Origin of the sequence: Planococcus liqunii (genome assembly GCF_030413595.1) — a bacterium.
Classification (GTDB): domain Bacteria; phylum Bacillota; class Bacilli; order Bacillales_A; family Planococcaceae; genus Planococcus; species Planococcus liqunii.
In genome coordinates, this window is sequence record NZ_CP129238.1 from 750,879 (window position 1) to 777,229 (window position 26,351).

At 47.3% G+C, this 26,351-nt stretch carries 28 protein-coding genes; 15 read left to right on the forward strand and 13 right to left on the reverse strand.

From position 1 onward, the window contains the following. Positions 1-85: 85 nt before the first annotated feature. Positions 86-1,750: a DUF2207 domain-containing protein gene (locus QWY22_RS03800; protein ID WP_300983137.1), complete on the reverse strand. Its 1,665-nt coding sequence runs from the start codon at positions 1,748-1,750 to the stop codon at positions 86-88. Between the two features lie 171 nt (positions 1,751-1,921). Between QWY22_RS03800 and QWY22_RS03805 the strand changes: the two genes are divergently transcribed. After that, entirely contained in the window at positions 1,922-2,308 is a 387-nt protein-coding gene (locus tag QWY22_RS03805; protein ID WP_300983138.1) for a YciI family protein, read from the forward strand. A 39-nt stretch (positions 2,309-2,347) separates the two neighbouring features. Continuing rightward, positions 2,348-3,373 (forward strand): NAD(P)-dependent alcohol dehydrogenase, encoded by a 1,026-nt coding sequence (locus tag QWY22_RS03810; protein ID WP_300983139.1) that lies wholly within the window; start codon positions 2,348-2,350, stop codon positions 3,371-3,373. Here the strand turns inward: QWY22_RS03810 and arr are convergent. Continuing rightward, on the reverse strand, positions 3,313-3,780 hold the full coding sequence (arr, locus tag QWY22_RS03815; RefSeq protein WP_300983140.1) for an NAD(+)--rifampin ADP-ribosyltransferase: 468 nt from the start codon (positions 3,778-3,780) through the stop codon (positions 3,313-3,315). The genes QWY22_RS03810 and arr overlap by 61 nt on opposite strands. A gap of 211 nt (positions 3,781-3,991) precedes the next feature. Between arr and QWY22_RS03820 the strand changes: the two genes are divergently transcribed. Further along, positions 3,992-4,504, forward strand: a complete 513-nt coding sequence (locus QWY22_RS03820; RefSeq protein WP_300983141.1) for a YcxB family protein — start codon at positions 3,992-3,994, stop codon at positions 4,502-4,504. A 99-nt stretch (positions 4,505-4,603) separates the two neighbouring features. On the opposite strand, the gene QWY22_RS03825 is transcribed toward QWY22_RS03820, so the two are convergent. The 3 genes from QWY22_RS03825 to aldA all read right to left on the reverse strand — a co-directional run bounded on the left by QWY22_RS03825 (position 4,604) and on the right by aldA (position 8,005). After that, positions 4,604-5,479, reverse strand: a complete 876-nt coding sequence (locus QWY22_RS03825) for a YitT family protein (protein ID WP_300983142.1) — start codon at positions 5,477-5,479, stop codon at positions 4,604-4,606. A gap of 206 nt (positions 5,480-5,685) precedes the next feature. After that, on the reverse strand, positions 5,686-6,402 hold the full coding sequence (locus QWY22_RS03830; protein WP_300983144.1) for a 3-ketoacyl-ACP reductase: 717 nt from the start codon (positions 6,400-6,402) through the stop codon (positions 5,686-5,688). A 151-nt stretch (positions 6,403-6,553) separates the two neighbouring features. Continuing rightward, the gene (gene aldA, locus QWY22_RS03835) at positions 6,554-8,005 is read right to left on the reverse strand and encodes an aldehyde dehydrogenase (RefSeq protein WP_300983145.1); all 1,452 of its coding nucleotides are present in this window, start codon (positions 8,003-8,005) and stop codon (positions 6,554-6,556) included. A 231-nt stretch (positions 8,006-8,236) separates the two neighbouring features. Between aldA and QWY22_RS03840 the strand changes: the two genes are divergently transcribed. Beyond that, the gene (locus QWY22_RS03840) at positions 8,237-9,232 is read left to right on the forward strand and encodes an aldo/keto reductase (protein ID WP_436836771.1); all 996 of its coding nucleotides are present in this window, start codon (positions 8,237-8,239) and stop codon (positions 9,230-9,232) included. Between the two features lie 86 nt (positions 9,233-9,318). Here QWY22_RS03840 and QWY22_RS03845 read toward each other — a convergent pair whose 3' ends face one another. Next, positions 9,319-9,624, reverse strand: coding sequence for a monooxygenase (locus QWY22_RS03845; RefSeq protein WP_300983148.1), 306 nt, complete (start codon positions 9,622-9,624; stop codon positions 9,319-9,321). A 12-nt stretch (positions 9,625-9,636) separates the two neighbouring features. Beyond that, complete coding sequence (locus tag QWY22_RS03850) at positions 9,637-10,569, reverse strand: DsbA family protein (RefSeq protein WP_300983149.1); 933 nt, start codon at positions 10,567-10,569, stop codon at positions 9,637-9,639. Positions 10,570-10,722: 153 nt separating this feature from the next. Here QWY22_RS03850 and QWY22_RS03855 point away from each other — a divergent pair, with 153 nt between their 5' ends. Further along, the gene (locus QWY22_RS03855; RefSeq protein WP_300983150.1) at positions 10,723-11,289 is read left to right on the forward strand and encodes a TetR/AcrR family transcriptional regulator; all 567 of its coding nucleotides are present in this window, start codon (positions 10,723-10,725) and stop codon (positions 11,287-11,289) included. A 92-nt stretch (positions 11,290-11,381) separates the two neighbouring features. On the opposite strand, the gene QWY22_RS03860 is transcribed toward QWY22_RS03855, so the two are convergent. Then, complete coding sequence (locus tag QWY22_RS03860) at positions 11,382-12,164, reverse strand: SDR family oxidoreductase (protein ID WP_300983151.1); 783 nt, start codon at positions 12,162-12,164, stop codon at positions 11,382-11,384. Between the two features lie 156 nt (positions 12,165-12,320). Between QWY22_RS03860 and QWY22_RS03865 the strand changes: the two genes are divergently transcribed. Together QWY22_RS03865 and QWY22_RS03870 are read left to right on the forward strand one after the other, a co-directional pair. Beyond that, positions 12,321-12,917, forward strand: coding sequence for a TetR/AcrR family transcriptional regulator (locus tag QWY22_RS03865; RefSeq protein ID WP_300983152.1), 597 nt, complete (start codon positions 12,321-12,323; stop codon positions 12,915-12,917). Between the two features lie 26 nt (positions 12,918-12,943). Further along, positions 12,944-13,384 carry a GNAT family N-acetyltransferase gene (locus QWY22_RS03870; RefSeq protein ID WP_300983153.1) on the forward strand — a complete coding sequence of 147 codons (441 nt, stop codon included), beginning with the start codon at positions 12,944-12,946 and terminating at the stop codon, positions 13,382-13,384. Between the two features lie 253 nt (positions 13,385-13,637). Here the strand turns inward: QWY22_RS03870 and QWY22_RS03875 are convergent, their stop codons facing one another. The 4 genes from QWY22_RS03875 to QWY22_RS03890 are packed head-to-tail and all read right to left on the reverse strand — an operon-like array spanning position 13,638 to position 17,968. Next, positions 13,638-14,639: a bile acid:sodium symporter family protein gene (locus QWY22_RS03875; protein ID WP_300983154.1), complete on the reverse strand. Its 1,002-nt coding sequence runs from the start codon at positions 14,637-14,639 to the stop codon at positions 13,638-13,640. Positions 14,640-14,673: 34 nt separating this feature from the next. After that, positions 14,674-16,116, reverse strand: coding sequence for an aldehyde dehydrogenase family protein (locus QWY22_RS03880; RefSeq protein ID WP_300983156.1), 1,443 nt, complete (start codon positions 16,114-16,116; stop codon positions 14,674-14,676). Between the two features lie 14 nt (positions 16,117-16,130). Beyond that, positions 16,131-16,880 (reverse strand): SDR family NAD(P)-dependent oxidoreductase, encoded by a 750-nt coding sequence (locus tag QWY22_RS03885; protein WP_300983157.1) that lies wholly within the window; start codon positions 16,878-16,880, stop codon positions 16,131-16,133. A 14-nt stretch (positions 16,881-16,894) separates the two neighbouring features. Beyond that, entirely contained in the window at positions 16,895-17,968 is a 1,074-nt protein-coding gene (locus tag QWY22_RS03890; RefSeq protein WP_300983158.1) for a tartrate dehydrogenase, read from the reverse strand. 186 nt (positions 17,969-18,154) lie between these two features. Here QWY22_RS03890 and QWY22_RS03895 point away from each other — a divergent pair, with 186 nt between their 5' ends. The 8 genes from QWY22_RS03895 (at position 18,155) to QWY22_RS03930 (ending at position 25,413) form a co-directional block, all read left to right on the forward strand. After that, positions 18,155-18,874: a FadR/GntR family transcriptional regulator gene (locus tag QWY22_RS03895; RefSeq protein ID WP_300983159.1), complete on the forward strand. Its 720-nt coding sequence runs from the start codon at positions 18,155-18,157 to the stop codon at positions 18,872-18,874. 267 nt (positions 18,875-19,141) lie between these two features. Continuing rightward, positions 19,142-19,507 (forward strand): DUF4181 domain-containing protein, encoded by a 366-nt coding sequence (locus QWY22_RS03900; protein ID WP_300983160.1) that lies wholly within the window; start codon positions 19,142-19,144, stop codon positions 19,505-19,507. 45 nt (positions 19,508-19,552) lie between these two features. Then, positions 19,553-20,332, forward strand: a complete 780-nt coding sequence (gene nadX, locus QWY22_RS03905; RefSeq protein ID WP_300983161.1) for an aspartate dehydrogenase — start codon at positions 19,553-19,555, stop codon at positions 20,330-20,332. 275 nt (positions 20,333-20,607) lie between these two features. Beyond that, entirely contained in the window at positions 20,608-21,810 is a 1,203-nt protein-coding gene (locus tag QWY22_RS03910; RefSeq protein WP_436836772.1) for a M14 family zinc carboxypeptidase, read from the forward strand. A gap of 187 nt (positions 21,811-21,997) precedes the next feature. Continuing rightward, complete coding sequence (locus QWY22_RS03915) at positions 21,998-22,171, forward strand: hypothetical protein (protein ID WP_300983163.1); 174 nt, start codon at positions 21,998-22,000, stop codon at positions 22,169-22,171. Between the two features lie 350 nt (positions 22,172-22,521). Next, positions 22,522-23,379 (forward strand): phytoene/squalene synthase family protein, encoded by an 858-nt coding sequence (locus QWY22_RS03920; protein WP_300983164.1) that lies wholly within the window; start codon positions 22,522-22,524, stop codon positions 23,377-23,379. Positions 23,380-23,410: 31 nt separating this feature from the next. Next, a complete protein-coding gene (locus QWY22_RS03925) occupies positions 23,411-24,916 on the forward strand; it encodes a phytoene desaturase family protein (RefSeq protein WP_300983165.1) in 1,506 nt (501 codons plus the stop codon). Between the two features lie 41 nt (positions 24,917-24,957). After that, positions 24,958-25,413, forward strand: a complete 456-nt coding sequence (locus tag QWY22_RS03930) for a hypothetical protein (protein WP_300983166.1) — start codon at positions 24,958-24,960, stop codon at positions 25,411-25,413. A gap of 42 nt (positions 25,414-25,455) precedes the next feature. Here the strand turns inward: QWY22_RS03930 and QWY22_RS03935 are convergent, their stop codons facing one another. Beyond that, positions 25,456-26,328, reverse strand: coding sequence for a sulfurtransferase (locus QWY22_RS03935; protein ID WP_300983167.1), 873 nt, complete (start codon positions 26,326-26,328; stop codon positions 25,456-25,458). Between the last annotated feature and the right edge of the window lie 23 nt (positions 26,329-26,351).

Consider the following 26,351-nt stretch of genomic DNA (forward strand, 5'->3'; position numbering starts at 1 on the left):
GCTGGTAAAAAGACCTCTTGGAGGAAATTGCGATTTCTCCGAGAGGTCTTCTGTTTTATGGTTGAGTTAAATGGCATTCACTGCGTTAAAACGCTCCCGATCCGCCGCCACCGCCGCCGACTCCTGCACCGGAACCAGCCGATCCGCCGCTTGCGCTGGCTGTAGTAGTTGAACCGGCTGATACGAAAATGGCAGTCATGAATACCGGGTTCATGACAAAACTGGAATCGTCTGCGGCCGATTCAGCGGAAGTGAAGGCCATCGCTTTCCGTTCGGCGGTTTTCGGGTCGCTGCCGAGCAGGTAAGCGTAGGCACGTTGTTTTTCATCCGTCTTCAGCCGGTCCCACTGATTGGCCGGCAAGTTTTGCATTGCCGCTTTTAGCTGGCGCCAGTTGTGGCGGATTTCATGCCCCTCGAATGTGATAGGCGAATAGCTGATGGCGATGCCAAAAGCTGCCATCGCAAGGACAATTGAAGCAGCCATCCAAGGGAACAGCTCGTAGATACCGGTATAGATGGCGAGGCCGATGAATGCGGCACTCAGGATGCCGGCCGTCCAGCGCAGCACGGGATGCTTCTCGTAAAAGCCTTTCGCTTTCACTTCCTGGGCAACGCCTTTATTCCATTTAGCTATTGCTTCATTATAGGCTGCATGGTTGTCTTCATTTTTCGTGAATTTTTCCACTCCGCTCAGCTTGAATTCCCGGCCGTCGCCAATTTGATCGAATAAAAGCTCAATCAGTATGGCTTCATGGTCATGGTCCGTTTTCCGGTGGACCAGTTCAAAATGGTCTTCCGAAAGTTGCCGGATATTGCCTTTACGCATAAGCTCCAGGATCGCTGCCGAAATCGCGTTCGGCGACAGGAATACGGAATTTGTGAAATAAAGCAGGGCCGGGATGCTCATCGATGCTTTCGGTACGAAAAATTCATACGGGTAATTCCGGATTTGCCGTTTCCGTTTGTACGCGCGGAACCACAAAGCGAGCGTCCCGATCAGCAGCAAGATTCCGCCAATCGCAATGGCTGGAATTCCGACATTGCGTGCGGTCTGCTGGTTCTTGGCAAAAGCCGCGGCTTCGTTTTCCAGGTTCTCCCGATCTTGGGCCATATCGTCCCGGACCGTCCCGCTTAGCGTCTCAGCGCCCGGGAACAATTCCGGTTCAAAAATGGCTCGGACGTTGGCATTTTCACCTTCCGGCACGTAGCCCAATTCGAACAGCGCGGTGCCGTCGTCTGTGATGCGCTCTGTGCCGTACGCTTCTTCGTAGCCGAGAGCTTCCGTATTTTCAGTGGGAGCAGGCGGAGTGACAGCAATCGCCAAGTCGCCGTATTCGCTTTCGTTGCTTTCGTCAAAGAACGCCCAATAAAACTGCGCCCCGTCTTCGAACTTCTCCACTGCGTTTGAGATTTCGTAAGTCAGTTCGATCTGGATCGTTTCGCCGTCTTCCCCTTCGCGATGGATTTGGTAAACGCCGTCTTCCATTTCCACTTTCAAGGGCTTGCCGTTTTCGGCAGCCGAGAAATTATCAATTGCTGTTCCTTTTTTCTCGATCAGGCTGCGGGTAATGCCGTTAAAGTCGTCGTCGAATTCGTACGTGAATTGTTCCGTGACATCTGCGGTGCCGTCTGCATTCAATTGCGCATCAATCTGCACTTCCGAAATGCCAAAGTCGATTGCATACACTTGAGCGGGAACCAGTCCCACCAAGAAAATTGCCAGTGCATATGGAATGATTTTTCGTTTCATGGTCCATCACCTCTTGTATAAGCATACGGGTGAGTCTGGAAAAAGTTTCATGGAGAAAAGGCTAAGGGCTCTGCTTAGGGGTGAATAATTGATTGGGAAAAAGGGATTGAGCAGGCCCGTCTTGAATTTATTAAGAAGAAAAAGGCTGGAACATTAAAAGGAGGAATTGCCATGCTGTTTATGCTGATGATCAAAGCATCACCCACTTCGGAAGCGGGAAAACTCCCGAGCACTGAATTGATGGAAGCCATGTCGCAGTACAACAAAGAATTGATGGATGCGGATGTTCGGGTGATGGCACATGGGCTTCATCCCAGTTCGAATGGAATTCGGCTTTCGTATACAAATCCTGGTGAAAAGCCGGTAGTGACCGAAGGGCCGTTTGCAAATCCAAAAGAGTTGGTTTCAGGTTTCTTTTTGATTGATGTGGCATCGAAAGAAGAGGCCATTGAATGGGTGATGCGGTTGCCGGATCCAATCGGCAACGGGGAAGGAGAGGCCGAATTGCGTCAGGTGTTCGAAGGGCCGGTGGAGAGTTCGGAACCGCAGTCCGATTAAGTATGCGTCAAGTTTTCGCGTGGGGGAAGGAGGGGGAGTATGCGAGCCATGGTTTGCACCCGGTACGGGCCGCCGGAGGTGTTAGAGCTTCAGCAGCTCGACAAGCCGGTGCCAAAAGCGGGCGAAATTCTGATTAAAGTCCACACATCCACAGTTACAGCCGGGGATTGCGAAATCCGGAGCTTTAAATTCCCGGTGCTGTTGTGGATTCCGCTACGGTTGTTTTTCGGCTTGCGGAAACCGAGAGTGAACGTACTCGGACAGGAATTTGCCGGAGAAGTTGAAGCCGTGGGAACCGGACAAACAGCCTTCCAGAAAGGTGACCGTGTCTACGGCGCGACGGGTTTGAAGCTCGGGGCGTATGCCGAGTACCTTTGCCTTTCTGGCAGCTCCGCAATCGCCCGGATTCCGGAAGCAATCCGTTTTGAAGAAGCTGCCACCATCCCGACAGGCGGAATGAACGCTTTGTTTTTTCTCCGGAAAGCGAGAATCCAGGCGGGCCAAAAAGTACTGGTCATCGGAGCCGGCGGCAGCATTGGCACGGTGGCCGTTCAGCTTGCCAAACATGCAGGCGCCGAGGTGACGGTCATCGACAGCAAGGAAAAATTGGACATGCTCTTATCCATTGGTGCAGACCGCGTAATGGATTACCGGCAGGAAGATTTTACGGCAACTGGCGAAACGTATGACGTGATTTTTGATGTCGCGGGAAAGAGCCCATTTACCAAAACCGTCAACGCATTGACACCGAAAGGCATTTACCTGATGGGCAATCCGGGTCTTAGCCAAATGTTCCGAAGGCTGTGGCCGACGAAAAAAGGCGGCCGGAAAATCATAGCGGGGGCAGCCAGCTACAACGCCCAAGATTTGCGCGAGCTGAACAAACTATTGGCAGAAGGCAAACTCAAGCCGGTTGTTGATCAAGTATTCCCGCTGGAACAGCTGCACGAAGCGCACCGCTATGTAGAGAGTGGGGCGAAGAAAGGCAATGTGGTGATTGCCAATCAATTGGAGTTCAGTGAGTTGAAGCAATTTATAGGTGTGAATGAAAGTGAAAAGATATAGATGAAAAAGTCGAGCCGCCGTTTCGAAAAGAAAAGGCGGCTCTTTAATGGATTGATTTCTTCATCGGTATGCCGTTGCCAGGATCCGAGCTCTGCAATGATTCTCAACGGCGACTTCGAGCGATACGAGCGGGTCGGGTTGCCGGGAAAGCGTTTGTCGGTCAAGTTCGGGTCGTTCTCGAATTGGCCGAGCGGTTCGACAAGAAAGATTCTCTCTTTAGCATCAGCGGCAGCGAGTTCGGCGCCCCATTTGGCTGCGTCCAAGGTGGCAGTGAAATAGATGTAATTGGATTTCCTGTCTTGGTAATTGGATTGGTTTTGCGCCTCCAACAAATCGCCTACAGCTAACTGGGCTTTGGTTCCGTGGAAGAAAGGCCCGCGGTCTAAGGCTTCTTTGTTCTCATTCATAGGGATCTGCCTCCTTTGATGCTTACAGTATAGGGCAGGAATTCATGGAAAGGTAGTCTATAAATTGGTTTTTAAATGGGGTATAATGGAAGTAGAGAGAACGGAGCTGGGTAAATGCAAGTGCTGTTATAAAGGATTGCTACTATTAAGCAGCTCAAGATCCGTGTTGTATTAATAAGATAGAAGTTAAATGAAGGAGCCGGCTTATCCAATGGAAATGAATTACAAGGTAACTGAAGAAGATTATATTGATTTTAACGTGTATCATTCGAAGAGTTCAGAGACAGTGAAACGCTCCCTGATAATCCAGCGAATCACGGTTCCTCTTATGTATGTGCTATTGGCGATATTTTTTTCTTATCTCCTTGATCTGCCATTCTTAGTATTATTAATTCCGTTTTTAATTTTAGCAGCTTTATGGATCATTTTTTATCCAGCTTACTTTTTCAGGCATATTGGAAAAACGGCCAAAAAGATGATTCGTGAAGGAAAAAATAACGGAGTGCTGGGAGATTATACAATGGTTTTATCGGAGGACGGTCTCCGTGAAATCAGCAAAACCGGTGAGAAAAGTGTAGCTTGGTCAGGCATCGAGAAGCTTGGGGAAGATCAGACGAACTTTTATTTATACAATAGTGGAATGTCTGCCTTTATTCTGCCCAAAAGAAATCTGGAAAATGTGGAAGAAGTGAGAAGTTTTCTGCAGAGTAAACAGAAGAACTAAGCAAAACAAGTCTTTGAAATGAAAGCACTAAAAACTTTAAACTACAAAAGCGCTAAATTCTCTTGAAACAGAGGATTCGGCGCTTTTTTGTTTTGTAAATTAGTGAATGTCCCGCTTCGTAAAGCTGCCGCCTCGAACTTCGGCGACGTCGTACACGGCGATGAACGCGTTCTTGTCGATTTCGTAGATGATTTCTTTCATCTTGCTGTCTTCAAGACGGTTGATGATGCAGGTGATTTCTCTGTATTCGTCGTTCGTGTAGGCGCCTTTGACTAGGCTGTACGTAGCATTTCGGCCAAGGCGGTCGTAGATGGTCTGCACGAGCAGCTCCGGCTCTTTCGAAATGATTTTATAGGTTTTGGAGCCGCTGAACCCTTCTTCGACCAAGTGAATCACTTTGGATGCGATGTAATACGCGATGCCGGAAAGGAACGCGCCTTTCAAACCGAAGACGAATGAAACGACAATAAAGACGAAGACGTTCAGGAACAGGATCATGTCACTCGTTCCGAACGGCAATTTGCGCGACAGCAGCACAGCAAGCATATCGATGCCATCCAGTGCTCCGCCGTTCCGGAGTGCAAGCCCCATGCCGACCCCGATGATAATCCCGCCGATAACGGTGACGAGTAAGGTATCGCCTTCGACAATAGTTGGGACGTGGTGCATGACGGTCGTTGCATAGGCAAGGGAAGCGATGCCGATGACTGAATAGATGGCAAAGCTCCGTCCGATTTGTTTATAGCCCAAATAGACGAAGGGGATGTTTAAGACTGCGATCAATAAGCCAAGAGGCAATTCAAACAATTGCGAGCCGACGATGCTGAGGCCCGTAATGCCGCCGTCGGATACATTGTTCGGAATCAGCACGGCTTCAAGACCATATGCAGTGATGAATGCTCCAATGATAATAGGCAGCGCCCTCAACAGCATTTTGGCACGGCTCTTCTTGCGTTTTGTAATGGTTTGGTTCATTTTACTTTCTCCTTCTATGTAGTATCGAGATGGAACTTTTTTTCACTTAACTATTAAATATACCCTTTTTTTGGCTGTTTTCATAGCGATAGCTCTATGTGGACCGTCAAAGAGCCGTGTTCTTCTCCTTTTTAATCGATCCGCAATAAGTTTTTAAGTACAAAAAAACACCTCCGAAGTTGTCGGAGGTGTTCTCAAAAAATCTATTATGGGTTGGTTGACCAAAGGCCAGCTGATTTCAATAGCACGCGCGGATGAAGTTTCAACTGCGCTACCATCATTTCTGCCAAGTCTTCCGGCTGCATGACTTTGTCCGGGTTGCCGTCAGTCAAGTTGCTTTCAATTGCCAAGTCCGTTGCTACGGTACTCGGTGTTAAGGCAGTCACACGGATGTTGTGTTTTCTGACTTCCAACATTAGCGATTCTGTAAGCCCCATGACACCGAATTTAGAAGCGCTGTAGGCACTTGTCAACGGTGCGCCTTTTTGGCCGGCGGTTGATGCAATATTGATGATTTCGCCTGACTGGCGCTCGATCATCTGCGGCAAGACGGCACGTGTTACGTAGTAGACGCCCATCAAGTTCGTATCGATGATGCCTTTGAATTCTTCCGGCGACAGTTCCAAAAACTTGCCGAATTTGCCGATGCCGGCATTGTTGATCAAAATATCGATCGATCCGAGTTCCGCTGTGATGTGCTCAACGGCTGCGTTGACCGCTTCCGGGTCTGCAACGTCCGCTACAGCAAATACCGTTTTGACGCCGTATTGTTCAAGTTCTGCCACTACCTTTTCCAAGTTTTCTGCCGTGCGTCCGACAAGCCCGACATTGATGCCTTCTGCTGCGAAAGCAAGCGCAGTTGCGCGGCCGATGCCTCTTCCAGCTCCTGTGATTAATGCGTTTTTGCCTGTTACGTTTTGCATATGTACCGCTCCTCTATCGTTAATCTGTTCCATTCAACAGTGTAGCAAAACACCGCACAAAAACCTTAGTGAAGTGCTCACAAAAAAAGGCACTGCCCGCCAAATCCGGGTTTCCGGACTTTGGGGACAGTGCTTTTAAGATGGTGCTGTATTACTGTTGATCGTTTTTATACTGCATGTACACCACCTGCGTTGCCAGGAAGTCTTCCATGCCGTGCTTGCCGTCCGCTCCGCCAAGGCCGGATTGGCGCATACCGGCATGGTAGCCTTGGATGGCTTCGAAGTTTTCGCGGTTGACGTACGTTTCGCCGAACTTCATTTCATTGACGACGCGCATTGCTTCGTTCAAGTCATTCGTATAGACAGAAGAAGACAAGCCGTAGACGGTGTCGTTCGCTTTTTCAATCGCTTCATCCAATGTTTTGAATGTCGCAACCGGCAGCACCGGCCCGAAGATTTCATCCCGGATGATGGCAGAATCGTGTTTCACATTTGTCAGAATGGTCGGTTTGTAGAAAAAGCCGCCGCCAAAATCCGGACGTTCGCCGCCCGTTGCAACGGTTGCGCCTTCTTTCACCGCTTCCTGCACCATTTCCTCGACGGTCTCCAAACGGTCTTCGCTGATCAGCGGACCGACTTCCACGTCTTTGTCTTTCCGCGGATTGCCGAGTTTTTTCGACTCGAATGCGCGGATCAGTTTTTCGGTCAATGCTTCTGCCACGCTTTCATGGACGTAAACGCGCTCAGCATTCGTGCAGGCCTGGCCGCCGTTTGCGAGCCTTGACGTGGTGATGGCTTCTGCCGCCAGATCCAAATCGGCATTTTGCGTCACAATCGCCGGCGCTTTGCCGCCCAGTTCCAAGTTGACTTTGGTGATGTTCTGCGCTGCCGCTTCCATCACTTTTGTTCCGGCTTGGACGCTGCCAGTCATGGTGATCAGCTGCACTTTTTTGTGAGAGGCGAGGGCGTTGCCGATTTCTGAACCGGTGCCCATCACCACGTTATAGACGCCTGCCGGAATCTCTTCCAGCGCATCTACGATTTTGGTGAATTCCATCGTCGTGTTCGGCGTCTGCTGGCTCGGCTTGATGACAATCGTACAGCCTGTCACCAAAGCTGTTGCTACTTTCCGCGCCAATATAAAGACCGGGAAGTTCCACGGGATGATGCCCGCTACAACGCCAATCGGTTTTTTGTAGATGAAGATGTTTTCATTCGGCCGGTCGCTCGGCACGATTTCGCCTTCGATTCTTCGCGCCCATTCGGACATGTAATGGAAGTAGTCGATCGCCAAATCCACTTCACCGCTTGCCAGTTCGTAGTCTTTCCCTTGTTCTTCCTGCAATAAGTCAATGAACGTGTCGCGGCGTTTGGCAATTTCATCGCCGAGCTTCCGTACGATTTTTCCGCGTTCGATATTCGGCGTCAGTTCCCATGCTTTTTGTGCCTGGTCGGCAGCTTCTACCGCCTTGTCGACGTCTTCTTTTGTTCCTTTCGGAATTCTGGAAATCACTTCTTCGGTTGCCGGGTTGAGGATGTCGATCCATTCCGTTCCTGTGGACTCGATGTACTTGCCGTTCACATACAGTTGGTGGTTTTGCAAAGTATTTCCTCCTAAAATTAGTGTTTCTCTAAGTGTTCCCTATGCATGGATTGTTAAACGAAGGACAATAGGACGAACATCTTATACAAAAGTAAAAAGAAAGGTAGTTATCTTTGATTTTAAGTAACTAGGCCAACTTTCCGGCCTGCTGGCGGCCGTTTATTCAAGTTCATAGCGGGTAGATATTGGTATGTGTTTTTAATAAAAAACAACTTCCAAAAGAGGTGTCCAATGATGAAAAACGATATAACAATCAAAAATAAACTCGGTCTCGGGACTGCGCCGCTTGGCAATATGTTCAGAGAAGTGCCGGAAGACGAAGCGATGGAAACGATCCAGTCGGCCTGGAACGAAGGCATCCGCTATTTTGATACGGCGCCGTTTTACGGGGCAGGCCTCGCCGAAATGCGGCTCGGGGAGATTTTGTCTTCCTATAAGCGCGACGATTATTTGCTGAGTTCAAAAGTCGGCCGCATCATCCTGGATGAAGAAGAGGAAAAAGAAGGGTTGTTTGAATACGGCCGCAAGAACAAAATTCGGACGGATTATACCGAAAGCGGCACGCTTCAATCGATTGAAGACAGCCTGAAGCGCCTGAAAACCGACCGCTTGGATATGGTGTTTGTGCATGACCTTTCGCCGGATTTCTTGGGCGATGAATGGATTACGAAATTTGACGAAGCCCGAAAAGGCGCCTTTAACGTGCTGGACCGGCTCCGCGACGAAGGGGTCATTAAAGCGTGGGGCCTTGGCGTTAATACAACGACACCGATCGAAGTGGCGTTGGAACTGGAAGAAGCGCATCCGGATTTGAGTTTGTCTGCTACTCAATACACGCTGCTCCAACATGAACGGGCGTTGGAGCGCATGATGTCGCTGGCGCAGAAAAATGACGGTGGACTCGTTATCGGGGGAACCTTCAATTCGGGTGCCTTGTTTGGTGGGGACTATTTCGACTACAAGGAAATCACACCGGACATTAAAGAACGCGTCGCCCGTTTTAACAGCGTGGCGAAAAACCACGGCGTTAATTTGAAAGATGCCGCGCTGCAGTTTTCGACTGCGCATCCTGCAGTCAAAGCGGTCGTGACCGGATCAACGCGGCCGGACCGCATCAAGGAAGACCTGCAGGCACTGGAAGCGAACATTCCGGCTGAGTTCTGGGAAGAGTTGGTCGAGAAAGAGCTCATTTCTGCAAAAGCCGCATTGCCGGGGAGCCGGAAATAATCTAAAAGAATAACAAAAAGGTTCCGGCTTGATGGCCGGAACCTTTTTTCATGATTTCACTTTCACATGTATGGGATTGAAGCCGCTCAGCTCACCGGACCTTTTGTAATATCCGTCAGCGCGGAGTTGATCGCAAAGATTTTGGCGTTGACCGTGTTGATGCCGAATCCGCCGAGCCGCTTCGCGTGCATGTCGATGTACGTTTCAGCGCTTTCCTTTGTTTCAAACAGATAGATGCCGCCGGCTTCACCGGCTTCGGGATTTTCTGTCCAGATTTTCCATTTGAATCCGGGTTCTTCGGTGATGCTTGTTGCGAGTTCTGCGAATGCCTTAGCCATTTCTTCTCCAAAAGGTCCGTCCATTTGGAAGTCTACTTGCAGCAGGTATGCCATGTGGTTTCCTCCTTATTTTGTAAGCGGGGTGAAATAAGACTCCCCGAGAATTTCTTTTTGTTCGAATTGTTCCGATGGCAATTCTTTTTCAATGAAAGCGGGAAGGTCACTTGGGTCAACTTCATACATCACTTCGATTTCCTTGGCGAAAAGCAGCCCTTCCTGTTTCAGCAAAGCGGATAACGCCTTCGGCTGCTTGGCGTGCAGCTCTTCTTCGCCAAGGACTTTCTGCAAGCCGTCGACATATGCCTCATACGGCCGGCCACCGACCAGTTTGACGCCTTTGTTGTCTTCATTGACCATGATGATTGTCGGGAACCCTCTGGCTCCGAGGCTTCTTGCCAAGCTGAAGTCTTCCGTCAGCAGCTGTTGGCCGGCGGGTTCATTGGCTCGTTGAATGATTGTCTGTCCGTCAAGCCCCATGCCATTGACGATTTCAATCAGGACCGCATCTTCTGAGATGTTTTTGTTGAATGCGAAAAGGGCTTCTCGCGCACGGCGCAGGTATTCAGTTGCTTTGGCATCTGTGTATTGTTCCTGGATCACTTTAAAGACGCGGGACGGGGGATAGGACGACTGGACCGGATTGTCGATCATCAGAGATCCGTCGATCGGCATCCGGGAATGTTCGCCAACTTCGCGCCAGTGCGGTGCCACATCCGCTGGTTTGTAGATGCCATTCGCCGGGTCGATCGGGCCGTCATGCCATTTTTCCAGCAAGCCGCCCATCACGGTTTGGAACTTAAAGTGGCCGCCGTACTGTTCCGTGAAGCGGCGGAGCACCGGTTCGATGGCCCAGCAATGCGAACAGATCGGGTCTGTAACGTAGTAAAGCGTGATCGTTTTTTTCGGCTGGCTGAAATCAATCAGCCCCATTTCCTCTTCGTCAGCGGGACCGCAGACGCCGGTTTCCAGATTGCATACAAAATTCGGATTGTTAGTCATGTCGTTTTCCTCTTTTCTATGGTTTTTATAAGCTAGCTTGTTTGCTTTACATCCAAATACTAAGCCATAATGAAAAGCAACAACACCAATAGTTCCCGGGATGTGTCGCTTATCCGACACTCCGGAGATATTGTCGGAAAAGGAGTGGCGAACATGGCGCAAGTGAAAATGGATCCCCGGGTTGTCCGCACCCGGAAGCTGATCATGGATTCGTTCATCAAGCTGTCGGAAAGCAAGGAGTTTCGGGACATCACGGTCAAAGACATCACAACGGAAGCCATGATCAACCGGGCGACGTTCTATTATCACTTTGAAGATATCTACGATTTGCTGGAAAAAGCTTTGTCGGAAGTGCTGCTGATCAATTTGAATTCAGCGGAATACGAGCATAAGAAACTGGACGAAGACGTGTTCAACCACTTATTCAAAGCCATCACCGATTTCCAGCAGTCGCTGTCAAACCGCTGCCACCGAGGCTACGAAGACACGATTGCCCAGATCATCCGGGACCAGCTCGAAGTGGTTTTCAATAAAATGCTAAAAGCGCAATATGGACCGGAAAAAGAAGAGATGCTCAAAACCACTGCGGTTATGCTAAGCTGGGGGCTTTACGGCGCATCTCTTGAGTGGAAGCGGAACGGTACGGCGCCGCCGGAGGAATTTCTCAATACGGCCCTGCCGTTTCTGATGCACGGCCTTCAATTTGATCTCCAGAAATAGCGGTCTCGCAAAAAGATACAGAACTGCATTCAGTTGAATAGAGCGTATAAAAAAAGCACACTCAAGTAAAAATGAGTGTGCTTTTGGCAGTTTTAGTATTTGTAAGACTGGCCGCCGTCAATCGGAATAACAGAAGCGTTGATGAATTTCGCTGCGTCCGATAGAAGGAATGCAACGAGGTTGCCGACTTCTTCAGGCTTGCCAAAGCGTTTCATCGGGTTGACGCTGACAAATTCTTTGCCGGCTGCTTCCCAATCGTCGCCCGCCATTTGTTTCAACGAACCTTCAACCATTGGCGTTAAGATGGCGCCTGGTGCGATGGCGTTGATGCTGACGCCGAACTGGCCGTACTCGATGCCCGAGTTGCGTGTCAAGCCGACAACGCCGTGTTTGCTCGCTGCGTAGCCGGACTGGTTGCCGACGCCGCGGATGCCGCCGACAGATGCTGTGTTGACAATCGAGCCGTAGCCTTGTTCTTTCATCACTTTCAGGACGTGGCGCATGCCGTAGAAGACGCCGTTCAAGTTGACGCTGACCACTTTTTCGAACTCGTCCGAAGCATAATCTTCAGTCAGGTTTTGTTTGCCTTCGATGCCGGCGTTATTGAAGAAGCCGTCAATTTTACCGAATTTATCGATTGTGAACTGAACGTAGTTTTTCACTTCTTCTTCATTTGTTACGTTCGCTTCAACGATTTCCACTTGGGCTTCCGGCGCTGCCGCCAGAATTTCGTTCCGGCTTTCTTCCAGGCCTTTCGTGCTCATGTCGACGAGCACAAGTTTGCCGCCTTGTTTGGCGATGGAAAGGGCAGCCGCGCGTCCGAGTCCGGAGCCGCCTCCTGTGATGACAACCACTTTGTCTGTGTAATTAATCATTCAATATCTCTCCTTTTTTATGGTTATGCTAAACTGGATTTATGTTTCACAATCAGTGTAAGCCTTTGCAGAAAAGGGTTCAATCAGTAAAAAAATCGAAAATGTTGAGTAATTCGACAGTTTGGCGTGAAGTGTCGATTCTGGAGGAAAAAGTTTATGGGAGACAAGAAAGAAAACCTGTCACCGCAGGCGGAACGGACAAAACATCAATTCAAACAGGCGTTCACCGAGCTGATCAATGAAAAAGGATTCAGCCATGTATCGGTAACGGATATTGTGCAGCGTGCCCAGTATAACCGGGCGACTTTTTACCTCTACTATTTGGATAAGCCGGACATTACAGAAGAGCTGAGAAGTGAGATGTTCCAGCAAATCAAACAGACCAGCAAAGACCGCTACATTCCGGGCAAAGAAGTGGTTACCGAGTCGATGAACGAAGATTCGTTCGGGCTGGTAAGCTTCATCTACGATAACCGCTCTTTCTTCAATCTCTATTTGAAAGAAGACACCATCCCTGGCCTGTACCAGGATTTGCCGCGCGCGATTTTTGAATTGTTTGATGAGCAGTTCACTTTTACGCCTGTAGGCGACCATGACATCAATTCTCCGGCGTTTAAGCTGTACATGGCCCATGGCACGGCTGGGCTCATCTTGGACTGGGCAAAAAACGGCTACCAGAAGTCGCCAAGAGAAGTGTCAAGAGAACTGATCGGGATTTTGCAGGCGATTGCTGTCGGTTTTCGGGTGGAGTAAAGAATTCCTAAAAGAGGAGCTTGTTTATGGAAATCAACTATGTCGAAGAAAGCGACCTGTCATTGTGCACGGATGTGTTTATCGAAGTCTTTAATGGAGAGCCCTGGAACGATGAATGGGAATCGGAAAAAGCCGGACGCTATCTCTTGGATTTTTACCGCATGCCTGGCTTTCTGGGGCTCTTGGCAACAGAAGGCGAAGAGCTTATCGGTTTTCTTTTCGGCGTCCGCCGCGTTTGGTGGAGCGGTGATGAATTCTTTATCCATGAGATGTGTGTCAAAAGCAGCCAGCAGAACAAAGGAATCGGCAAAGCTTTGATGGACCGGCTGCTGGAAGAACTAGAGGCGCGTTCAATCACTCATCTTTCGCTGCTCACCGACCGGGGGATACCGGCTGAAGCGTTTTATAAGAAAAATGGATTTACGGAAGTGGAGCGCCTTGTGTTTTTAAGCAGAGGCGTCAATTAAATAGCAAGAAGTTCATGATTCAGAAGAAACCACACCCGCTATTGTTACATGAGCGAGTGTGGTTTCTTTTGGTTTTTCAAAAAGAATTAGATAGCTTTTCTTTAACGCTATTCTTCAATCAACTTTGGACACTTCCATGTATTTTCGGTTTATCGATGCTTACCAGACACTTCAAGAGTGCCTTTAATTCAAACAGAGTACCTTTAAAAAATTTAATAAATTATTTCGAAAAAAAGCTGTGGTGTTCAGTCTCTTACTTCGTAGGCCCTTTTGCATTAGTTAAAGGATTGCGGTCCGTCTGTGTATTTACTGCCGCATCGCTGTCTTTAGGAACTTCATGTTTTGCCCAATAGGTAGCCAGAAATGTCCCAGTAATGACTTGCCATGCAGATGCGAAGGCACTCGGCAATGCAGCAAGTGGTGTGAAATAAGCCGAAGCCAATGCTACTCCCAAGCCAGAGTTTTGCATGCCGACTTCAATTGAAATGGCGCGCTGATCTTGGCGTGATAATTTAAGCGCTTTTGCTGCAAAATAGCCAAGTATAAGCCCGAATGCATTATGCAGCAGGACGGCTACAAAGACGAGGATACCAGCTGTAGCAATGTTTTCTTTATTATTAGCAACAATCGCCGACACAATGATGGTGATTGCCACAATGGAGATCAATGGAAGAATCGATTCACTTTTCTTCGTTATGGCTGGAAGAAATTTACTAACCATTAATCCAAGAAGAATTGGAATAATGATTACTTGAATAATGGACATAAACATGGAAATTGGATCAACAGGCAGCCATTGCCCTGCAAATATCAATAACAGGAAGGGCGTCATGATTGGCGCCATTAAAGTGGAAACACTCGTCATAGTGATGGATAGGGGAACGTTCCCTTTTGCTAAATAGACCATCACATTTGAAGAAGTTCCACCCGGAACACTGCCAAGCAAAACTAGGCCTGCTGCAAGTTCAGCGGGTAATTGTAGTAGGTACGCAATAATAAATGCAATGGTCGGCATGATGGAAAATTGTGCGACTAGCCCAATTAAAACAGGTATAGGATTTGTGAAGACCAATTTAAAATCAGATGCCTGCAGTGTCAAACCCATACCGAACATAACGACGCCGAGTAAAATGGTGATGTAGGCGCCAAATGAAGTAAATAGACTTGGAACCATAAAAGCAAGTACCGAAAATACGATGACGATCAATGCAAAGTATGTGCCCGCTAGGCTACTGAGTTTGCTTAACGCTTTCATTTTGTCCCTCCGTTTCCGTACTTAATCTAAAGAGTTAATATTTAACTTGAATAGCAAGGTTTTTAATCTGAATATAGTTTTGTACAGCCAAATGGCTTTTCTCACGGCCGATGCCGCTTTTCTTGTACCCGCCAAACGGCATTTGGACACCGCCTGCCGCACCGTAACTGTTGATGAAGACCTGGCCGCTTTCAATGCGGGATGCTACGTGATGTGCTTGATCAATATCTTTTGTCCAAACACCAGCGACGAGCCCGTAATCAGTTGCGTTTGCCAATTCAATTGCTTCTTCGATGCCTTTAAATCTTACTACACTCAGCACCGGTCCGAAAATTTCTTCCTGTACATAAGTTTCGTTATGGCTGGATGCTTCTATGATTGTAGGGCTAATGTAAAAGCCTTTAGTATAGCCTTCGACTTGAACTGCTTTCCCGCCAACTAAAACTTTTGCATCTTCACCAATTTCATTGATAATCCCTAAAATTCGATTGTATTGTTTTTGATTGATGATGGGGCCGACATCTGCCTGAAGTGTTGGAGGTCCCACTTTAAGGCTATTAAAACGCTCAATCAGTTTTTCTAGCAGTTCTTCGGCGATAGCTTCATCAACTAAAAGGCGTGAACCAGCAGAACAGGTTTGGCCGGCATTTTGAACAATGGAGTTGACGATAGCAGGAACAGCACGTGCCAGATCAGCATCCGCAAATACGATGTTTGGTGATTTGCCACCTAATTCAAGCGTTACCGGCACGACATTATCAGCAGCAGATTTCATTACTGCGATTCCTGTTGGAACAGAGCCGGTAAAAGTAATTTGATTGATTCCCGGGTGGGAAGTCAGCGCAGCGCCAATTTCTGATCCATATCCTGTCAAGTGTTGAAAGACTCCTTTTGGCAATTTCTCATGGAACCACTTCGCTAGAAAATTAGTCGTCAGGGGAGTATCCTCCGAACTTTTTACAATGACGACATTTCCAGTGGCTAGTGCTGCTGCGACACTTCGTGAGGTGATTTGGATCGGATAATTCCACGGGACGATATGGAGCGTGACCCCAATCGGCTCAATGACGGTAACATTCAATAAGTCTTCTTCTATTGGAATCGTGTCCCCAAAGACTTTGTCGGCCATGCCGCCATAAAACTCAAAATAGCGGGCAGCGGCTTCGATGTCACTCTTTGCTTGAGCATGAGGTTTGCCAGTATCTAAAGATTCGAGTAAAGCCAATTCAATTGCGTGTTCTCTAATATGTCTAGCCGTTTCTTGTAAAAACTGTCCTCTTTCAAAAGGTTTAATGGATTTCCATTCACTGTTTTTTAACGCAAACCTTGCAGCTTGTACGGCAAGGTTTGCATGCGTTTCATTTCCACGCACAATTTGTGCAATGGTTTCATTGGAAGCAGGATTGATGACATTTATCCATTGATCGTCTTTCTTTCCAATCCATTCTCCGTTAATTAGCAATTGTATCTTATCCATTTAGAACTCCCCTTTTAGATGCTTCTGCCGCCATCTACATGAATGACTGCACCTGTAATAATTTGAGCACCATCGGTTAACAAATGCAGAACGGTTGAAGAAATATCAGCTGGACTGATCAGTCTGCCAAGCGGTACACTTTCTGCAAAAACTTCTTTGTTCAACTCGACATCTCCGGTTTTTGGAGAAGTGAATTGGCCAAGCATCTGAGTATCAGCAGGACCTGGGTGCAGTACATTTACTCGAATATTGAAGGGGGCAGTTTCAAGTGCTAATGCTTTTGAAAATGCTTCAACTGCCCCTTTGGAAGCAACATAGCTTTGTAAACCCGGACGAGGACGAGTCACAGAGACAGAACCAATATTGATGATCGAGCCGTTATTAGATACCTTCATGTATCGGACTGCTTCTCGGTTCGTCAAAAATACAGCTGTAGCGTTAATATCAATCAGTTTTTGCCACTCAGATAAGGCGACTTCTGTAATCGGTTTGCCGGCTTGGGCAATTCCTGCTATATTAACCAATCCATCGAGTTTCTTGAAATCTGTATAGATTTCTTTGAAAGCTTCGTTGATGCTTGCTTCATCTAGTAAATCAATATTTTTGGCACTGAAATTTTCGTTTTCGATGGAATTTAACTCATCAGTATTAATGTCTAGACCAATCACAATCGCACCATCCGCCAATAAATTTTCTACGACTGTTTTTCCCATCCCTCCGCCTGCTCCGGTAACGGCAATAACTTTTTCTTTTAGCTGACTCAATGTAAAAAACCCCTTTACGCTTGTTTTTTTATATTTTCAATAATTTTATCGGCAAATTGCGAAGTGGAAGCGGTGCCGCCCAAATCAGGAGTTCTAATCTCAAAATCTACTAACGTCTCTTCAATACCTGCAACAATCGCTTTAGCCAGTTCCGGATACTCCAAATGTTCCAGCATCAAAGCGGTACTCCAGATTTGTGCGATAGGATTGGCAATGCCTTTGTTGGCAATATCGGGAGCAGAGCCGTGGATTGCTTCGAACATGGACGGATATGTTTTTTCAGGATTAATATTGCCTGACGGGGCAATTCCAAGACCGCCAGAAATTGCAGCACCCAAATCGGTTAAAATATCTCCAAATAAATTACTGCCGACTACAACATCAAAAATTTCCGGTTTCGATACAAAAAAAGCAACTAAAGCATCGATGTGGTAAAACTTTGGTTCAATATTCTTGTAATCGTTCCCAATTGCTTTTGCCACTTCGTCCCAAAAAGGCATAGAGAAGTTTAGAGCGTTTGACTTTGTTGCGATAGATAAATGCGGAGATTCTCTTTTTTGTGCTAATTCATAAGCATATTTTAAAATTCGCTCGCTGCCCATTTTCGTAAAAACACTGTTCTGAACAACAACCTCATGAGGAGTTCCAATATGAAGCCTCCCGCCGCTATTTGAATATTCACCTTCTGTATTTTCGCGGACTACTATAAAATCGATTTCTTCAACACCTTTATTTGTTAAAGGGCTTTCAATCCCTTTCAGTAGCTTAATCGGCCGCAAATTGACGTACTGCTGAAATTCTCTTCTAATAGGGAGAATCAGTTCCCAGACAGAAATGTGATCAGGAACTTCAGGAGAACCGACTGCACCGAATAATATAGCATCGTAGGGAGCCAATATGGCTATTCCATCTTCCGGCATCATCCGGCCGGTTTCGAGATAGCGCTTACAATTCCAATTAAAAGAATCAACCTCAAAACGCAGGTTGCCATGAATTTCTTCTACTGCACTTAATACTTTGAGCGCTTCCTTCATAACTTCCGGTCCAATTCCATCTCCCGGAATGCTCGCAATTTTATGTACTTGCAATTCGTCACACCCTTCCAAATGATTACATACTACATATGATGTACTAGGTATTGATGTTATCATCAAACTTAAAGTATGTAAACGGAATATTTTAAATAGTTTAAAAAACACTAAATTTTTTAATATCTTATTAATTCGATATATTATTTAGAGAAAGGGAATTATCCCCAACAGGAGGATTGCTTTATGGAATTTGAAAAGCTAACATTTTCTAATAAAATTTCAACTGAAATTGTGTCCACAATAAAAAATAAACTGCTTGACGGTACTCTTAAAAACGGAGACAAATTGCCTACTGAAGCTGAAATGGTCGAGCAGCTAGGTGTCAGCAGAACCCCTGTGCGTGAGGCGATAAAAGTATTGGAATCGATTGGAGTGATTCAAATTAAGCGCGGGGAGGGCATGTTCATCACGAATAATCCGTCCCATTTCTCGTTAAATCCATTAATCTTCAGCTTAATCATGCATAGCAATAATACACAGAAACTGGTGGAGTTCCGTCAGCATTTCGAAATCTTGATGGTGAATATCATTCGTGCCAAATGGTCCAAGGAAAAGATTGAACGTATTGAAGAGGTTTATAAGAGCCAGGTGAAGCGGCTAAAGCCTGAACTCAGTCCAGAAGAATTAGCGGCCATCGATTTGGAATTCCATTACGCCGTTCTTGAAGCAACAGAAAATGATTTTGTAATTGAAATCGGAAGAACCATCTATGAATTGTATAAGCCAAAAATGATCGTGGCAAAGCAGTCAACTAACATCCAGCAGACACTCCAGACACATAAAGCATACTTGGATCTTCTTTTACAGAAAGATGTCGTTGTCAGTGATAAACAGATAGATAAAATGATCGAATACAATCAAGTATGGCTAGAGAGCGAATCAGACAGTAATTCAAAGCTTTGAGATTCATGAATGCTTATTAAACGAATTAAAGGAACAACCGACACTAAAGACGAAAGTAAAGATTATGCACCTAGTAAATTTCTAGAGAGAAATTGCTGCAAGGAGGCGCTTGGCTTGAAGAGTATGGCGAATCCGGCGGATATGTATCCGTTTCGTTTTAAGGGATGAAATTATAATTAAATTCAATTTGAGGACAGCCTTCTATTTTATATGGAACTCCTATCCAGTTCATTCGTATTAAAAGGAATGGGATAGGAGGTGCAGAATATGGAACTGCTGCTTATATGGTTTGTCCTGGTCTTTGGCTTCAGCTTTCTAAAAAGCTTTTTGAAAAAGCGGTTTGCCATTGAACAGGAAGAGCGTTCAGGGATACCAGTCAGGCGGTTTGAGCGCTGGACTGCTGCAGTGTTGATGATTGCAATCATCATGCTGATTCTATTTTTCGTAGACGCACCTGAACCTTTCTTTTTCTGGGTCTTTATCATTTTTCTGACAGTGAATACAGCTCAGGTTTTCTTGGAATGGAAATTCTTGAAAGGTTCACGAAAATACCAGATGTCGTTCGTTTACTTTACTGCCACGGCTTTGGCTTTGCTTGTCTTTATAGCAACCATCAGATGGCAAATTGGATAAAACAGATAGATCTCGGCTTAAACGAAGGATACGAGGAGGGCACTCATGAACATCGGAATCATCGGGACAGGCAATATTGCATCGTATTTACTGGAGCAAATCAACCACAAGCAACTGGCAAACGGAAGAGTCACGGCCATTTTCGGGCGCAACCAGGAAGTGGGGCAGCGTCTGAGCGAAGATTTTGAAGCTGATTTTTATACCGATTTGAAGAGTTTTTTGAACTTGCCGCTCGATATTGTGGTGGAGGCAGCGACGGTGGAAGCGGCCGGGATTTATGTGGAAGATGTAGTCGCAAGCAAGAAAGACCTCGTTGTCAGCAGCATTGGCGTCTTCAAAAATATCGCTTTCCTGGAAGAACTGACAACTTTGGCGGAATCCAAAGGGACGCAAATTTTCTTGCCGTCCGGCGCAATCGGCGGGCTGGACGTTTTGCAATCAGCGAAAGCAGCCGGTGGGTTGGAACGTGTCCAGATCACGACACGGAAATCGCCGGCTTCACTCGGCATCGAAGCAGACGAAGAGCGCATAATCTTTGACGGTTCGGCGTTTGAAGCTGTCGGGAAGTTCCCGAAGAACATCAACGTGGCATTGGTGCTTGCGATTGCCGGAATCGGCGTCGAGAAAACAAAAGTACGCATCATTGTTGATCCGGAAATTGAACAGAATACCCATACGATTGAAGCAGAAGGGGATTTCGGCCGGATGCAGCTGCAAGTCGAAAATAATCCGATGCCAGGCAATCCGAAGACGAGCCTGCTTGCTGCTTTGAGTATTTTGAGCGTGCTGCAGAATAAAGACCGCGCACTGCGGATCGGGAATTGAATTTTTGTTTTAGGGAAGGACTCCATACTTAAGGGGTTTGTTTGATCGGCTTGCTAAATGGCAGACCGGCTTTCTTTAGAAAGCCGGTCTTTTTTGTGCTGATATTACTTAGTAGGTCGAAGTAAATGGGGGTCCCTATATCTTTTGGTGCAGAATTTTTAATCTGCTTTATCCACTATCATTACTTATGGACTGAAAATTCTAAATATATTTACTATTATTTCTTTTATTGCTAAGCTATTTTTGGTAAAACTATTTAAACTTATGGGGAGTGGATGTTTTTGAAGAGACGATGGGCGAGTACGGTAGGAGTTTTGAGTTTGTGTACAGCATTGGCGATGCCGGTTTATGCGGCTGAACCAGTCACAAAAACAACTGAGCATCACCATGACAACAGCATTTCCGGGTTTATCGATTATCAGGAACTGCAAAAAAGCTTAAAGCAAATCGCAGCTTCCAGTAAAGGCGTCGTCCAATTGGATGTAGCCGGGCAGTCCCATGAAGGGCGGGATATTTATACCGCGCGGGTAGGTACTGGAGACAAGGTCCTTCTTGTTCAAAGTGAAATTCACGGAAACGAGAAAACGGGCACGGTAGCGATTCTTAACCTCTTGAAAACCTTATCGAACAACTCAAAACAATCCCAGCAAATCCGCGAAGAAGTGACGGTCGTGTTCATGCCGATGATGAATCCGGATGCTTCGGAAGCGGATAAGCGCCGCAACAGCCTGACGTGGAGTGAAGTAGTAGAAAGCTATCCGCAATTAGCAGGCGCCAAGCCTTCTTGGAACTATTTGGACCGCGGCATTAGCCAAAGCTACGATTACGGTGCAAATCCTGGATTTGATGTAAACCGTGACTTCAACCCGAACCTGGATTATGTGCCGAAAGCGCAGGACTTCCCGGGTGCTTCTAACCAGCCAGGCTGGTTCATCAATCCGGAATCGCAAACTTCACGTGATGTCTATAAATCCCTGCAGGACGAATTTGGCAACGTGGACGTCTTTGTCGACTTGCACCACCAGGGCCTTTACTATGTAGATGGCACTGCGGATCCTGTCACGCTTTCCTTATCGGCTCAATTTGTGCCAGACCCGTCCACTCCTGAGGGGGCAAAATATGCAGAGTATGCGGACGGCTACAACTACGATTTCTCGCGCCAATTGAACTTGTTGGCGTATAACGAACTGCAGTCCTACGGCAACTCGAAATTCACCAACATCTCGCTTTATGAACAAGGGCTCGACCTTCCCGGAACAGCGCTTGGCACGTATGCCTTGAACGGCAGCGGCACGGTCCTCTTTGAAGTCAGAGGACAGACGCAGAGCCTTGGGCAAAAAGAAAAAGGGCAGTTGGTCAAATCAGTTGAACGCGGACTTTCTGGAATCATCGAAGGCGTCGCTGACGGTTCTGTCGAGCAACTAGATCCGGAAGCGTACGAAGACATTCCGCTTACAGCTTACCGTCCGGCATTTTAATATTTGTTAAAGTGAGTTTTAAAAGTACCAAATAGCACAACGGAACACCTGTAATTTCCTAGTCGGAATTGCAGGTGTTTTTCGGTTTTTATAAGAGCAGACCTTAGACAGTATTTAAAAAATGAGCTATGCTTAGCGCAGTTTAGCTCTCCAATTCAATGGCGGGTAGAACGGGAGGATGGTTCATATGGCATTTCTGGAAAAACTGAACGCATTGAAAGACAAGACCGTTGAAAAAGGCAAGATTCATTGGGAAGAAAACAAAGACGACTACAAAGAAAAAGCGGCAACTTACAAAGACAAAGCCATGGAAATGAAAGATGATGTCGCGAATAAAATCAAAGAGAGAAAACAAAAATAAGAGCAGCGCTTAACGGAATGCAAATAACACCTCAAATGCAGGACACTAACAAAGTGGTCTTGCTTTGAGGTTTTTTTATGAACTCACTCGATAAATAAGCCTTGTTTTTATGTGGTTAAGATCAGGTATAAAAGTTATACAAATCTTATATATTAAATGTTTCATAATTTTTGCAGAAGGGAATAAAGGGTAGTATTACAGCAAGTCCAACGGAGCTAGTACCTCTACAATAGCCCCTTCGAAATTGTGCAAATCATACATACTTCCAACGCCAAGGACCGTTCGTTCTGCTTTCCGCCCGTATTGCCCAATGCCAGAAAATCCATGCCCGTTGAAAGGGGGAGCTTTCCATGACTGCTCAAATGCAGATGCAAGAGGACTTTGATTACTGCGAAAGTGTCATTAGGCGCCATTCGAAAAGTTTTTATTACGCTTTTTCCAGACTTCCTGAGGAAAAAGCCCAGGCGGTTTACGCCATTTACGCCTTTTGCCGGACAGCGGACGATAGTGTGGATGAAACATCTGGGAAGGCAGCCCAATTGCGTGAATTGGAGCGGTTAAGCACAGAACTCGATCGCTTTGCGCGAGGTGAGCACATTGACCATCCGCTATGGCGTGCACTGCGTGTTGTGTTTGACACGTACGACATGGACTTAGAGCCATTCTATGACCAGATCAAAGGCCAGCGGATGGACCTTTCGTTTGAAGCACCTCAGACATTGGAGGACGTCGAGACTTACAGTTATTACGTAGCAGGTTCGGTCGGCCGAATGCTGCTGCCGATTATCGCGTCCCAGTCGAAAGTGGACTGCACTGATGCAGCGGTCAATCTGGGTGTTGCGATGCAAGTGACGAATATATTGAGGGATGTGGGGGAGGATTTCCGCGAAAAAGGGCGAATCTATCTTCCAACAGAAGAACTTGAACGGGTGGGCTACCGCAAGGACCAACTGGCCCATTCGGAAATCAACGAAGGCTTTATCCAGGTCTGGGAGCTGATGGCCAAGCGGGCAGAAGCTTTATACGATGAATTTATCACATGCATTTCAAATTTTGATACAGATAGCCAAATCCCGATTGTGGTGTCTGCGCAGGTGTATCGCGAAATTTTAACGAGTGTCCGCCAAAATAATTACGATTGTTTTAAACAGCGGAACTTTGTAACCAAACAGGAAATGATCCGGATTTTGACAGATTCGGCGAAGTGAAAATTATTGGGGGAAGAAGGTCGGCAGAAGTATGGCGAATGTGAAAAAATCCGTAATCGTGATCGGTGGAGGACTTGGCGGTTTATCAGCTGCTATTTCTCTTGCGCAAAACGGTTATAGCGTTTCTTTATATGAAAAGAACGATCATATCGGCGGGAAATTGAACCGCCTGGAACAGGACGGTTTCGGCTTTGACCTCGGCCCGTCCATTTTGACGATGCCGCATATTTTCGATAAATTGTTCCGCGGCAGCGGCAAACGCATGGAAGACTACGTGCCAATCAAACGGCTCAACCGCGAATGGCGTTCGTTCTTCCCGGACGGCACCGTGCTGGATTTGTTCCACGATCTCCGCTTGATGGAGCGCGCGAATCCGTCGCTTAGCCGCAAAGATATGAAGGAGTATTACGCTTTCTTAAAATACGCCAAGAAAATATACGAGACGACGGAAGACAGTTATCTCGGCGAAGGCTTCGATACCGCACAGGAAGCTGTGGCACAAAACGGCGTCATTGCCACTTTGACCGGCTTTGATCTGACTTCGACGGTGTACGAAGCGGTATCCAAACGGATCTCCAATCCGCATCTGCGCGATATGCTTTCGTATTTCGTCAAATACGTCGGTTCGTCTCCTTACCAGGCACCGGCCGTCCTGAATATGATGATTTACATGCAGCATGCACAAGGCTGCTGGTACGTGCCGGGCGGCATGCATAAATTGGGCGAAGGCCTGACGCGGCTGGCAAAAGAAGAAGGCGTCCGGATCCATACCGGCCAAGCGGTGGTGCGTGCGCATACGGACAACAAGCGGCAGATCACGGCGATTGAGCTGGAAGACGGTTCGGTCAAGAAAGCGGATTATTATGTTTCAAATATGGAAGTGATTCCGTTCTATAAGAAAATGGTCGATGCGAAACCGAAGTACGTGGAGAACTTGGAGAAGAAGTTTGAACCGGCGAGTTCCGGTTTGGTGCTGCACCTTGGCGTAAACAAAACCTATCCGTTCTTGAACCACCACAACTTCTTCTTCCCGGAAAACCTGGAGGACCAGATGGAAAAAGTGTTCGTGAAACATGAACTGCCGGATGACCCGACGATTTACCTCGTCAATGCGAATAAAACCGATCCGGCCCAGGCGCCGCCGGGGCATGAGAACTTGAAGATTCTGCCGCATATCCCGTACATCCAGGACAATCCGTTTACCCCGGACGATTACTTGAAGTTTGAGGCACGCGTCTATGAAAAGCTGGAACGCATGGGCTTGCATGGCCTTCGGGACCATATCGTCACGCGCGACGTCTGGACGCCGCATGACATTGAACGGACGTATGGATCTGACCGCGGCGCCATTTATGGCACCGTATCCGATAAAAAAGGCAACGGAGGATTCAAAAACAAGAAAGAAAGCGAACTTTACGACAACTTGTACTTTGTCGGCGGCACGGTAAACCCGGGCGGCGGCATGCCAATGGTAACGCTGAGCGGCCAACAGGTGAGCCAGAAGATTGTAAAACGCGATTCGCTGGTGAAGCGGTAAAAGCCACAGGACAGCTTGCAATGATGGGGAGGGTGTTTCGGTTGAACGCATCTACTCGGGAAGACATGCTGAAGCGATTGGAATTTTTCATCGGCCATTGGAACATGGAAGTGATTCATCCGCATCTTGAACCAAACCCAATAACCGGCCGCACTAGTTTTGATTGGCTGAACGAGAAGTACGTCATCCAGCACACGCACATCGACAAAGCGGAGTTTCCAGACAATACCATTGTGTATGACTGCAACCCGGAGACGGGACAGTACTTGCTGCATTATTTTGACACACGCGGCGTGACGCGGTTGTATCAAATGAGTCTGGAGAGTGGGCACTGGAAATTGTGGCGGGATAAAGCTGATTTTTCGCCATTGGACTTTTTTCAGCGTTTCACTGGAACTGTAGGTGAAACGGGAAACGTCGTTGATAGCAAATGGGAACAATCGGACGACGGCGTAGACTGGAAACATGATTTTCGCATTGTGTATCAAAGAGCTTAAAAAAAGGCGCACTCATTGAACTAGAGTGCGCCTTTTATTTGGTTATTTTTCGCTTTTCACCAGCGGGCAAGCCGGATCGCTCGTCCATTCGTTCATTGAGCCGTCGTAGACAGCGACGTTGTGCTGCCCGAGTTTATTCAAAATCAATGCATTCCACGTAGCGGCGATGCCGCCTCCGCAATAAGTGATGACTTTCTTATTGGGATCGAGTGCGCCGGTTTCAGCAAACAAGGCACGCAGCTGTTCGTCGCCGTAAAGCGCTTTTGTTTCTTCATCAGCGTGCAGGCCGAAGAAAATGTTTTGGCTGTTTGGAATATGTCCGCTATGGAATTCTTCCGGCGCCAAGCTGTTGATCAGGATGGTTTGCTCATCATCGATCGCTTTTTGGACATCCTCTTTCGATGCCAGCATGTCCGTGTGCCGCTTCCCTGTATAATTGGCGTGCGGATAAGCCGCTTCTTCGGTCGACAATTCCCGGCCTTCCGCCTGCCATTTTTGCAAGCCGCCTTCAAGAATGGCCACTTGTTCGAATCCTTCGTAGCGCATCTGCCAGGCAAGGCGCGATGCCCAGTAGGAAGCGGCGGTTGGTTCACCAACAAGCGCATTCTGGTCGTAGACGACCGTGTATGTATCATCGCCGATTCCAAGTGCCGTCAGCTTTGCCACGAACTCTTTGCGTGCGGGCACTGTAAAAGGAAGTTCGGAGTCGGCGTCGGATAATTCACCCACCAGGTCGGCATAAACTGCTCCGGGGATATGCCCTGCTTCATATGAAGTTTGCCCCGACTCGACACTGGGCGGTCCGCCGCCTTCCGGGAATTTCATGAATACGGTTGCATCGACAATGCGCAGTTTTGGATCGTCCAGCCGTTCGGCGAGCCACTCGGTTGTTACGATTAACGGGATATCATTCATTTGAATTCCTCCTAAGCCTCATT